Source organism: Marinobacter sp. ELB17 (genome assembly GCF_000169375.1).
Classification (GTDB): domain Bacteria; phylum Pseudomonadota; class Gammaproteobacteria; order Pseudomonadales; family Oleiphilaceae; genus Marinobacter.
In genome coordinates, this window is sequence record NZ_AAXY01000049.1 from 1 (window position 1) to 12,404 (window position 12,404).

Consider the following 12,404-nt stretch of genomic DNA (forward strand, 5'->3'; position numbering starts at 1 on the left):
AAGGTCTTGCATGGGGTGCCATCTCCGGAAATCGACTTCTGACGGGCAGAGAAACGCGCAGCAGGTAAGGGCGCCGCGCAATTAACGTTTGGATCAGAAGCTTGGAAAGACACCCCGCAGCCGTCGGCAGGCTGCGGGGTGTCGTCTCTTTCAGGGCTGCCGCCGGGCTTGCGCCCGCACGACAGCGGCGGGTTGAGGGCCCGCGTTAGTTACTGACCGGAGTCTTGCTGCCGTCTGAGTGCCATTCATAAACTACAAATTCGAACGACTTCATGTCGCCGGCTTTGTCGTACTGAACGGTGCCAATGGGCGTTTCGAAGCTGTTGGCGCGCAGTGCGGCGGCCACTTCAAACGGGTCTTTGGAACCTGCTTTTTCGATGCCTTCAGCTACCAGCTGAACCGCTGCGTAGGAAGTCAGTACAAATGGGCCGGAGGGGTCTTCGTCTTTATCCGCAAACGCGGCAATCAGATCTTTGTTCTCTTCTTTTTCATCGAAGGCCGGAGGCAGGGTAACCAGCAGGCCTTCAGCGGCTTCGCCAGCAATGGTGTTGATGTCTTTGTTGCCAACGCCTTCAGGGCCCATGAACACAGCGTCCAGGTCCGCCTGGCGAGCTTGGCGCAGAATCAGACCCAGTTCTGGGTGATAGCCGCCGTAGTACACGTAATCGACCTGGGCCTGCTTGAGTTTGGTCACCAGCGATGAAAAGTCTTTATCGCCTGCGGTAATGCCTTCAAACATGGCTATTTCAACGCCGGCGTCTTTCAGGGTATCGCGCACGGCGGTGGCAATGCCTTCACCGTATTGCTGTTTGTCGTGGATAACCGCGACTTTCTTGGGCTTCAGGCTGGCCAAATACTCTCCGGCGACCGGGCCCTGCATGCTGTCCAGGCCGATGGTGCGGAATACCAGTTCATAGCCGCGAGTGGTGATGCCCGGGCTGGTGGAGGCCGGGGTGATCATCAGAATACCTTCGTCTTCGTAGATATCAGACGCCGGCTGTGTAGAGCTGGAACACAGATGACCTACCACGTATTTCACGCCGTCGTTGACCAGAGCGTTGGCAACGGTCACGGCCTGCTTGGGGTCGCATACGTCGTCGTATTCAACCGCTACCAGGTTTTCACCCATAACGCCGCCAGCAGCATTAATGCGTTCGATGGCCATCCGTGCGCCAGAAAATTGCATGTCGCCGTACTGCGCAACCGGTCCTGTCATGGGGCCGGCAATGCCTACTTTAATCTCTGCTACGGCGGCGCCTGCGCCCAGCAGGGCAACGGATGCGGCGATAGCTGTTACGAGTTTTTTAACGTTGTTTTGCATTATTGGTTTCCTGTAATCAGGTTATTATTGTGATACTCAGGCATCAACAAAGCACCCACGCTTGGTTGTTGTCAAGCGAAGGCCATTCCAGGTTGCCATCTTGCCGTGAAAATCGTTGTTTGTCTTCTATTTGATCGCTGCCAGGCCATATAAAAGTTGTTGGTGATTGATGGTTTTTGCAGTGGATCGTGATATAAACAACTCTAAATGTTAGTGGTATAAGCATGGCGGGAGCGGCGCGTTGACCAATTATGACGAAGTATTAGTAGCATTACGCCGGGTAATCCGCGCAACAGATCTGCACTCAAAACGATTGAGCAAGAGCGCCGGGCTGACCGCGCCACAGCTGCTGATTATGCGGACCATACGGGATTTGGGCCAGGTCACTATTGGCACCATCGCTGATAAAATCAGCCTTAGCCAGGCCACAGTAACCACTATTTTAGACCGCCTGGAATTGCGCAAATTGGTGTACCGGGTTCGCAGCACTCAGGATAAGCGCAAAGTGCACGCCCACCTGACCGAAGCCGGCGGCGAGATTCTGGCCCGTGCGCCCAACCCGCTGCAAGAAGACTTCATCAAAAAATATCAGGCCTTGGCGGAGTGGGAGCAAACCATGATTCTGGCCTCGTTGCAGCGAGTGGCTAATATGATGGACGCAGACCACATAGACGCATCACCGGTTCTGGATGTAGGCCCGGTGCTGCGCGAAGATGGCTGGAAGGAAACCTCTAAATAAGGCTTCATGGTAAAGCTGCAGGTTGGGACGAAGAGCGGCGGCCGGCGGGTCAGTGCATAACCGCGCCCTTCTTTGGTTGTTGGCCAAAGCAAACCTGAAACACATCGCTGTAGTGTTTCGCAAAACTGACCGCAATGCCTTCTTTCAAGTACCCCGGTAGCTCGTCGTAATCCCCTCGGTTAGCTTCTGGCAGAATCAACTGGTTGATTTTCTGCCGCCGGGCGGCAATCACCTTCTCCCGTATTCCCCCGACTGGCAGTACCTGCCCGGTCAGTGTCAGTTCACCGGTCATGGCGATGTTTTGCTGCGGCGCTTCACGGCGAGCAATCGACAGCAGCGCCGTGGCCATAGTGACGCCCGCGCTTGGGCCGTCTTTCGGCGTGGCGCCTTCCGGCACGTGCAGGTGCACCAGAGATTTGTCGAAAAACACAGGGTCGCCTTTATAACGTTTCAAATTAGACGCGACAAAGCTGTAGGCAATCTCGGCGGATTCGCGCATCACATCCCCCAGTTGCCCGGTCAGTTTGAAACCGCGCTGGCTGCTGTGAATGCGCGAGGCCTCAATGCTGAGCGTAGTGCCGCCCATGGCGGTCCAGGCTAAACCCGTTACTACGCCCATGCCCTTCATGGATTTTTCTTTGCGGAAGAGAGGTTGCCCCAGGTATTCCTGTACGTCGGCAATGCCAACGCGAATGGGTAGGTCAGGATTTCCCAGCAACTTGACGATGCTTTTGCGGATAATTTTGTGCAGCATCTTTTCCAGACCACGCACCCCGGCTTCACGGGCATAGCCTTCAATCACCTGTTTTATGGCAGCGTCAGAAATGTTCATCTGCTTTTTAAGCAGTCCGGCGCGTTTTAGCAGTTTGGGTAACAGGTGGTGCTTGGCGATCGCCAGCTTTTCTTCCGCTATGTAGCCAGACAGGCGAATCACGTCCATGCGGTCGAGTAGCGGTCGCGGTATGGTATCCAGTTGGTTGGCGGTGCAGATGAACAGCACTTTCGACAAATCCATGCGCACATCCAGATAGTGGTCCAGAAACTCGCGGTTCTGCTCCGGGTCTAGAGTTTCCAGCAGGGCAGAGGCCGGGTCGCCCTGGTAAGACGCGCCAATCTTGTCGATTTCATCCAGCATAATGACCGGGTTGGCCACTTTTGTGTCTTTCAGTGCCTGCACAAATTTGCCGGGCATGGCGCCAATATAGGTGCGGCGATGGCCTTTAATTTCGGCTTCGTCACGCATGCCGCCTACGCTAAAGCGATAGAACTTGCGCCCCAGCGCGTCTGCCACCGAGTGGCCGATGGACGTTTTGCCCACGCCCGGCGGACCCACCAACAGCAGGATGGTGCCGCTGACTTCTTTTTTGAAGCTGCCCTCTGCCAGAAACTCGATAATGCGGTCTTTTACATCGCCCAGGCCGTCATGGTCTTTGTCCAGAATGTGCCGCGCCTCGGCGAGATCGAAATGATCCTGTGAGTGTTGGCCCCAGGGCACTTGGGTTATCCAATCCAGATAATTGCGGGTAACGCCATACTCCGGCGAGCCCTGTTCGAGAATTCGCAGTTTTTGCAGTTCTTCATCAAAACGTTCGCGCACTGCTTCGGGCGGGTCGAGTTCCGCCATGCGCCCTTCGAAACGTTCGGCGTCGGCGGTTTTGTCGTCTTTTGACATGCCCAGTTCGCGCTGAATCACTTTCAGTTGTTCTTTCAGAAAGAACTCACGTTGGTGCTTTTGTACCTTTTGGTTCACTTCCGCGCTAATTTCAGACTGCAGCTTGGCCACTTCCAGCTCTTTACGCATAAGCAGCAGCACTTTATCCATGCGTTGCAACAGCGGCACGGTATCCAGTACTTCCTGCAATTTCGCGCCAGGTTCGCTGGTCATCGATGCGCCGAAGTCGGTCAACGGTGAACTGTCCTCCGGGCCGAAGCGCGTCAGGTACTGCTTCACTTCCTCGCCATACAGCGGGTTGGTGCGCAGCAACTCTTTAATAGCGCTGATAACGGCCATTGTATAGGCCTTGGTTTCATCCAGGTCTTCGGCGGGCTCCTGTGGGTACTCCACTTCCACCAGATAGGGGGGGCGGCGGCGCAGCCATTGAACGATGCGAAAGCGCTGCAGGCCCTGTGCAATAAACTGCACCTTGCCGTCTTTTTGCTGGGCGTGGTGCACGCGCACTGCGCAGCCCATGGTGGCCAGATCTTTGCTGTCAGGCACGCCCTTTTCACTGGCTTCGTTGTCAACGTAGCAAATGCCCAGCATGCCGTGATCGGTCTCTCTCACTTTTTTCAGGGTTTCGTGCCAGGGGTTTTGATTGACCATGACAGGCTGTACCTGGGCGGGGAAAAACGGCCGGTTAGACACCGGCAGCAGGTACAGGCGCTTGGGCAGCGCCTGTTTAGACAGTGCCAGGTCTTTGCTGTGTTCGTCTTTGCCTATGTACTCGGTTATATCTTCTTCGAGCTGTTCCAGAGAGTCATTGCTGTTGTCGTCTGTCATGCTACTTGGCTTCCCGGTACTGGGTGTGTTCGGCGTCGTGTATTCAGTGTCGAACGTTTATTGATTACTTGCTGCCAAAACTCTGATTTTCAAGGCCGCTTGTTAACCCCTTTGGCCTGTTCCTCTTGAATTTCGCCACCGGGCTCCCCATCTTAGCTGTATCTATAAACAGCGACAGATTCAGGTGTCTCAATGAGCAGCTCTTCTTATAGTTTCGAAGCCACAATGGAAAACTTCCAGCAGCAGGTGATGGAAGCCTCTGCGACAACGCCCGTTCTGGTCGACGTATGGGCGGAATGGAGCGCGCCTTGTAAGCAGCTGATGCCACTGCTGGAAAAGTTGGCCGATGAGTATAAGGGCGCTTTTTTACTGGCCAAAGTGAATGCCGACCAGCAAGAACAACTTGCCTCCAGCTTGGGTGTGCGAAGTCTGCCAACCGTTATTTTGGTGAAAGATGGCCAGGCGGTAGACGATTTTAACGGCGCGTTAGCGGAAAGCGAGATCCGCAAAGTGCTGGACAAGTATGTAGAGGCGCCCGCCGAGGACCCGTACGAAAAAGCTCACGCGCTCTGGGAAGAAGGCAATCTGGATGGCGCCCTGGCCATTTTGGGTGATATGAACCAGAAAGATCCGGAAAATCTGAAAGTGCTGATTGACCTGGCTCAGATCAAAGCCGAAATGGGGGATCTGGACACCGCCGAACAAATTTACAACAGTCTGCCTCCGGAAGAAAAATTGCAGCAACAGGCCAAACAGCTGGCGGCCCGCATCAAGTTTTTGAAACAGTCCACAGAGCTGCCGCCCCAGACCGACCTGGAAATGGCTCTGGAGCAGGACCCAAAAGACCCCAACGCGCTGCACATGCTGGCGCTGCATAACGTGTTAAAAGAAAACAACGCCGAGGCCATGGAACTGCTGATTCGCCTGATGCAGGTAGACAGCAAGTATAAAAATGAAGTGGCCAAGACAACGCTGGTGGAGCTGTTTGAAAAGCTGGGCAACAACAATGCCGATGTGCGCACCTATCGGCGCAAGCTGTATACCTTGATGCATTAAGTAGCGATTTAGTCTTAAAGCAAAAAACGGGCTCACCTCACGGTAAGCCCGTTTTTTGCGTATTATTCAAGGTGAAACGTAGAAGGTTTAGGGTTGCAAACGAAGTCACGTAGAGTTGACGGTGTTCGACCTTGGTCGGGTGTGACTTGTCGGGAGGGTGTAAAAACGTCATTATTCCGTAAGGAATCGAAATTAACCCCCATTTCCCCAGATTTTTTAAGGGTTAACCAAAAAATTTCGATAAATTGTAGTAAAAAAACTACAATGCCGGTTAATTGCCAAAAGCAGTTTGCGATCTGTTAAACGCAAATTGTGAAACCTGATCTATGCTTGTTCATGAATAATTAATCGGCGCTACGGCCCCAACGCCGCAAGCCCCACTGACTGACTCAGCAGCGCAGCCCGTGACATTCGGCGCTGGGCCGCATTTATATAGACGCCTACGGGAGGATTTGATGTACCAGGACGACGATCCGATTGAAACCACGGAGTGGCTTGACGCACTCGAATCACTGATCGAGCAGGAGGGTGTAGACCGAGCCAAGTACATTCTGGAACGCCTTTCCGAGCGCGCCAGCCGCGACGGCACCGAGCTGCCGTATGCCATTACCACACCATTCCGTAATACTATCCCGCTTGCACAAGAAGCACGTATGCCGGGTGACCTGTTCATGGAGCGCCGTATTCGTTCCCTGATCCGTTGGAACGCCATGGCGATGGTCGTGCGTGCCAGCAAGCGCCCGGGTGATCTGGGTGGTCATATTTCCACCTTCTCGTCTGCGGCCACGCTCTATGATGTAGGCTTTAACTATTTCTTCCACGGTGGCGACGAAAAACGCGAGTCAGATCTTGTCTATTTCCAGGGCCACGCCTCGCCGGGCATTTACGCCCGTTCCTTTTTGGAAGGCCGGTTTGAAGAAGCGCAGCTAGACAAGTATCGCGAAGAAGTCGACGGCGGTGGTTTGTCATCCTATCCGCACCCGTGGCTGATGCCGGATTACTGGCAGTTCCCCACGGTTTCTATGGGCCTGGGCCCGATTCAGGCCATTTACCAGGCTCACATCATGAAGTACCTCGACAGCCGCGAGCTGGTCGAAATGGAAAATCGCAAAGTGTGGTGTTTCATTGGTGATGGTGAATGTGACGAGCCCGAAACTCTGGGCTGTATTTCCAAAGCCAGCCGTGAAAACCTGGACAATCTGGTGTTTGTGGTGAACTGCAACCTGCAGCGCCTGGATGGCCCGGTACGCGGCAACGGCAAGATTATTCAGGAACTGGAGGGCGCGTTCCGCGGTGCTGGCTGGAACGTGATTAAAGTGGTTTGGGGTCGCATGTGGGACCCGCTGTTTGAGCAAGACGAAGACGGCACTATGCAGCGCGCCATGGACGAAGTGGTTGACGGCGAACTGCAAGCTTTCACCAACGGTGGCCCGGCGGCAACCCGCAAGCAGTTTTTCGGCAAGTATCCGAAGCTGGCCAAGATGATTGAAAACTGGACCGACGACGACATTCAAACGCTCAATCGCGGCGGCCACGACCCGTACAAAGTGTATGCGGCTTACAAAAAAGCGGCAACCGAAGCCAATGGTAAGCCAACCGTTATTCTGGCCCACACCATCAAAGGTTATGGCTTTGGTGCCGCTGGCGAAGCCACCAACACCGCTCACTCTCTGAAAAAACTTGATGTGGAAACGCTTAAATCATTCCGTGACCGTTTCGCGATTCCGGTGAAAGACGAAGAGCTTGAAGACGTGCCTTACTATCGTCCGGCGCCCGACAGCCCCGAATTGGTGTACATGAAGAAGCGCCGGCAGGATCTGGGCGGCTTCTATCCCAAGCGTCGTAAAGACAGCCAGCCGCTGCAGATTCCTGACTTGGACATCTTCAAGCAGGTTTTGGACGGTTCCAATGGCCGTGAAATCTCCACCACCATGTCGTTCGTGCGCATTCTGAGTGCGTTGGTAAAAGACAAGCGTGTGGGCAAACGTGTTGTGCCGATTGTTCCTGACGAAGCCCGTACCTTTGGTATGGAAGGCATGTTCCGCCAGCTGGGTATTTATACCTCGGAAGGGCAGAAGTACGTGCCGCCGGATCGCGATCAGATCATGTATTACCGTGAAGACAAAAAGGGTCAGATTCTGCAGGAAGGCATCAACGAAGGCGGCGCCATGGCGGCCTGGATTGCGGCTGCTACATCGTACAGCAACAACAACTTTCCGCTGATTCCGTTCTACGCGTTTTATTCCATGTTCGGCTTCCAGCGCGTTGGCGACCTGGCCTGGGCCGCTGGCGACATTCAGGCTCGCGGCTTCCTGATTGGCGGCACCGCAGGGCGGACCACGCTGAACGGCGAGGGCTTGCAGCACCAGGACGGTCACAGCCATATTCTGGCCAACACCATTCCTAACTGCAGAGCTTACGATCCGGCTTACGCCTACGAAATGGCTGTGGTAATTCATCACGGCATGAAGGAAATGTACGAAAAGAACACCAACGTTTATTACTACATCACCATGGAGAACGAGAACTACGTTCAGCCAGCGATGCCTGAAGGGTGTGCAGATGGCATCATCAAGGGCATGTACAAGTTCAGTTCGGTGGAAGCAAAAGGTAAAGGCAAAACCAAGTTGCGGGTTCAGTTGCTGGGCTCCGGCGCTATCCTGAACGAAGTGAATGCCGCTGCCGAGCTGTTGAAAGATGATTGGGGGGTCAGCTCCGATGTGTGGAGTGTGACCAGCTTTAACGAACTGGCCCGCGACGGCCAGCACGTAGAGCGCTGGAACCTGATGCACCCGGATGACAAAGGCCGCAAAGCCTATGTAACCCAGTGCCTGGAAAACCAGGCGGGTCCGGTTGTGTCGTCTACCGACTACATCAAACTGCACTCTGAACAGTTACGGGCGTTTATCCCCAAAACCTTCCTGACCCTGGGTACGGATGGCTTTGGCCGCAGCGACACTCGTGAAAAACTGCGTGATTTCTTTGAGGTTGATCGTTACCACGTTGCCGTAGCGGCTCTGTCTGCTCTGGCGAAAGACGGCGAGATCAAGCACGAGCAGGTTCTTGAAGCCATGCGCAAGTACGGAATCGATCGCAACAAACCGAACCCGGCGCACCGCTAAGGAGACCGCTATGAGCGAGCAAGAAATCAGGGTCCCCGATCTAGGCGGGGCAGATGAAGTTGAAGTTATTGAAATACTGGTCAGCGCCGGTGACTCGGTGGCTGAAGAAGATCCGATTTTGACGGTTGAAACCGACAAGGCATCGGTCGAGTTGCCGTCACCGGGTGCGGGTAAGATCGTTAAGATCATCGTTAAAGTGGGCGACAAGATCAAAGAGGGCGACGTGGTCGGTACTCTTAGTTCTGATGGTGCGGGCAGTTCAGATGGCGCAAGTGATGGCGCTTCAAACGAAAACAGCGCGCCAGAGCCTGAGCCCAAAGCCCAGAGCGATGACGCACCGGCTAAGTCTGACGACAGCACCGGCAAGCCGGCGCCGCAGAAAAAATCCGGCGGCACGCGCACAGAAATCGTAAAAGTGTCTGGCCTGGATGGTTTTGATGACATCCCGATCATCGAGCTTAACGTGTCGGAAGGCGACGACGTTGACGTAGAAAGCGCGCTGGTCACCGTGGAATCTGACAAAGCGACCATGGAAATTCCATCGCCCTTCGCCGGCAAAATCGGCAAGATTCTGGTTAAAGAAGGCGACAAGATTTCCGAAGGCGACGACCTGTTGGAAATGATCATCACCGACGATGGCGCAGATGACGGCGACGACGCTGACGATTCAGCCCCGGCTGATAGCAGCGATGTTGGCAAAAAGGAGCCAGCCGAGCCTGAGCAGCCGGCTGCGGCTAGCGATACCAAAGCCAAACCCAAACCCAAACCCGCGGATACCGGTTCGGTGACCTATGAGGCGCCCGCCGCCGGCAGCAAAGTGCACGCCGGCCCTGCGGTTCGCAAGCTGGCACGTGAACTGGGTGCAGACCTGGCCCGGGTGAAAGGCTCCGGCCCGAAAGGCCGTATTGTTAAAGACGACGTGCACGGCTACGTGAAGGCTCAGCTGCAGCAGGCACAGCAGGGCGCCGTAGTGCCCGGCGCTGGCAGCAGCGGCATTCCAGGCGTGAAGCTGCCAGATTTCAGCCAGTTTGGTGAAGTTGAACGGGAAGGCATGTCGCGCATGATGTCTGTTACGGCGCTGAACATGCACCGCAGCTGGCTGAATGTGCCACACGTCACCCAGTTCGAAGACGCCGACATCAGCGATATGGAAGATTTCCGTAAATCGTTGAAGCCATTGGGCGAGAAGAAAGGTGTGAAAATGACGCCGCTGCCGTTCATGCTCAAGGCCTGTGCCGCGGCTCTGGCTGAATTGCCCCAGTTCAACGTCGCCCTGGATATGGATCGCAAAGAAGTTGTACACAAGAAGTACATCCACATCGGTATTGCGGTGGATACGCCCCACGGTTTGATGGTTCCGGTGATTCGTAATGTGGACCAGAAAGGCCTGTGGGAGCTGGCGGCAGAAAGCGCAGAGCTGGCGCAGAAAGCCCGCGACAAGAAGCTGAAGCCGGCAGAAATGCAGGGCGCCTGTTTCACCATTACCAGCCTTGGTGGTATCGGTGGCACGGCCTTTACGCCAATTGTGAATACGCCGGAAGTGGCGATTCTGGGCGTGTCCAAAGCGGCGATGAAGCCGGTTTGGGACGGCCAAGCCTTCCAACCACGGCTAATGCTGCCGCTGTCGTTGTCTTACGATCACCGTGCGGTGAACGGGGCCGACGCAGCCCGCTTTACCTCAGCGCTGGCTCGGCTGATGGGTGATATTCGTACCCTGTTGCTGTAAGCGAGAGTGAGGGGGCCGGGCGCTTAGCAGCACCGGTCCCTGACATAAAGCAACCGCTTTGGCGGTGCAAGCCAGTACACTAGGGGCGCAGAGCAATCTGCGCCCTTTTTGTGTTTTATAGTGCGGGTGTTTTCGACAGAAAGCGCCGGCACACGCTTCAGGACGGTCTTCATGGCACACCAATTCCAGCTGGCAGCGATTATCTACGACAACGACAACCAGCCCGTAGACGCGATGCTGCACAGCCTGGCGAATCATTACAACCGTAAGGGCATTCGCGTGGCGGGCCTGGCCATGGCGCTGAACGAACAGGGCCTGCGCCGTGAGCCTATGGCGGTGCAAGATGTAGAAACCGGTACCGAATACTCTATAGCCCAGAATCTGGGCAAAGAATCGCAATCCTGCTGCCTGGATCCATCTGGCTTGGCGGATGCGACCGGCGTTTTGCGCGGGGCATTGAATAATCCACCCCGGCTGGCCATTGTGAACCGTTTCGGGCAGCAGGAGATTGACGGTAAAGGTTGCCGTGCCGAATTACTGCAATTGCTGGAAGCGGGGATACCGGTGCTAACCGTTGTGAAACGAAAATTTCTGCTTCAGTGGCATGAATTCAACGGTGGTGCGGCAACCGATCTGGCATTTTCAGAGAACGACGTTAAAGAGTGGTGTGACGGGGTGTTTGCGCGTGGCCCGGTCAGGTCGATTAAGAGCCAAGATGAGGCGTAATGCCGGGAGTGCGCCATAAAAAGCCCCGGCACGGGGCCGGGGCTTTGTTTCCCTAAAAGATTTCGGGATTAGAAGCTGAACTGGGCGGAAGCCTGCAGACGGGTGTTGTCTGAAGATTCGCCGTTCATCAGCTCTTTGTCCGCAAAGGACAGTTCCAGGCCTAGGGTGACAGGATCAGCAATTTGATAGAAGTTGCTGAAGTGCACGCTCTGCAGGGTTTCGAACGAGTTCGGGAACAGATTATCCGGCTGGTCCCCTTCCACGCGACCGTAGCTGAGGCCGGATGTGAACTTCGGGGTCCACTTCTGGGAGACCGCTACGTTGAAGCCGAAGGCTTCGATCGTTTCCAGGTCACCGTTGGCATCGATGTAGGCTTCACCAATACCGCTGCGATTAAGCCCGGAAGTAGGGTCAGTCGGATCTGAAAGCTGACCGTCTTGGTTTGCAGAAACGTTGTTGCTGAACGAGCTGTAGATGTAGCGCCCGACACCGTCGCCAAAGATGGCACCGGCCATCAGCGTGGTGCTGTTGGTGACGTTGAGTCGGCCGGCCAGCATCAGGCCATAGGCGAAGGCTGAGTCATCACCCACCGCGGAATCTGACTGCAGCTGGCGGGCGAGACCGGCGAATTCAAAGCCGCCGCCATCGCCGGCCCATTTATACCTGGCTGTAAAGTCTGGCAGTACGTCCCTGGAACCCTCGAAGCCGGTGGTCTCGGCGTTCTCGGCAGAGACGGACAATGCACCGCCACCCATGGGCATGGTGTAACGAACCTGAGCCTGACGGATGAAGCTTACGCCCACGGGGCCGTCGAAATCGACGGTGGACGGGTAAGCCGTGAAGTGCATGAAGTTACTCCAGGTCTGACCGGCCAGTAAGCCGCCCAGTTCGCCGTAGGCGTGACGAATACGCAGCCCGCTGGAGTTGGAGAAGACCTCGTTACCGCCACCGCCGAAGAAATCGCCCTCAAAGCGCGTCTTGACGACACCCGCATCCGTGGGCGTGATTGTACCAATGCTGATTCGGGACTGACGTGCATGGGCCCGGAAGACGCCATTGCTCTCGTTGTTTGCCGTATCAAGACCAGCGACGAAGAGGCTATCGCCCAAGGCTTGGTCAAAATCGTAGATCATGTCCAGCTTGACGTAGCCACCAATGTCCACGGTGGTATTGCCTATTTTGATGCCGTCGCTGGAAGCCGCCTGGCTGGCGTT

8 protein-coding genes are annotated in these 12,404 nt (G+C 55.4%); 5 read left to right on the forward strand and 3 right to left on the reverse strand.

The window, feature by feature from the left end:
- Positions 1-205 precede the first annotated feature (205 nt).
- Positions 206-1,321 carry a branched-chain amino acid ABC transporter substrate-binding protein gene (locus tag MELB17_RS22180; protein WP_007352600.1) on the reverse strand — a complete coding sequence of 372 codons (1,116 nt, stop codon included), beginning with the start codon at positions 1,319-1,321 and terminating at the stop codon, positions 206-208.
- 241 nt (positions 1,322-1,562) lie between these two features.
- Between MELB17_RS22180 and MELB17_RS22185 the strand changes: the two genes are divergently transcribed.
- Entirely contained in the window at positions 1,563-2,060 is a 498-nt protein-coding gene (locus tag MELB17_RS22185) for a MarR family winged helix-turn-helix transcriptional regulator (RefSeq protein WP_007352601.1), read from the forward strand.
- Positions 2,061-2,109: 49 nt separating this feature from the next.
- Here the strand turns inward: MELB17_RS22185 and lon are convergent, their stop codons facing one another.
- Positions 2,110-4,560, reverse strand: a complete 2,451-nt coding sequence (gene lon / locus MELB17_RS22190; protein ID WP_007352602.1) for an endopeptidase La — start codon at positions 4,558-4,560, stop codon at positions 2,110-2,112.
- A 192-nt stretch (positions 4,561-4,752) separates the two neighbouring features.
- Here lon and MELB17_RS22195 point away from each other — a divergent pair, with 192 nt between their 5' ends.
- The 4 genes from MELB17_RS22195 (at position 4,753) to MELB17_RS22210 (ending at position 11,190) form a co-directional block, all read left to right on the forward strand.
- Positions 4,753-5,616, forward strand: coding sequence for a thioredoxin family protein (locus MELB17_RS22195; protein WP_007352603.1), 864 nt, complete (start codon positions 4,753-4,755; stop codon positions 5,614-5,616).
- A gap of 455 nt (positions 5,617-6,071) precedes the next feature.
- Positions 6,072-8,738, forward strand: coding sequence for a pyruvate dehydrogenase (acetyl-transferring), homodimeric type (aceE, locus tag MELB17_RS22200; protein ID WP_007352604.1), 2,667 nt, complete (start codon positions 6,072-6,074; stop codon positions 8,736-8,738).
- 10 nt (positions 8,739-8,748) lie between these two features.
- Positions 8,749-10,464 (forward strand): dihydrolipoyllysine-residue acetyltransferase, encoded by a 1,716-nt coding sequence (locus MELB17_RS22205; RefSeq protein ID WP_007352605.1) that lies wholly within the window; start codon positions 8,749-8,751, stop codon positions 10,462-10,464.
- Positions 10,465-10,635: 171 nt separating this feature from the next.
- Positions 10,636-11,190 (forward strand): DUF2478 domain-containing protein, encoded by a 555-nt coding sequence (locus tag MELB17_RS22210; protein ID WP_007352606.1) that lies wholly within the window; start codon positions 10,636-10,638, stop codon positions 11,188-11,190.
- 68 nt (positions 11,191-11,258) lie between these two features.
- Here MELB17_RS22210 and MELB17_RS22215 read toward each other — a convergent pair.
- Positions 11,259-12,404, reverse strand: a 1,146-nt coding sequence (locus MELB17_RS22215) for a DcaP family trimeric outer membrane transporter (protein WP_007352607.1), incomplete at its 5' end; no start/stop codon positions are given.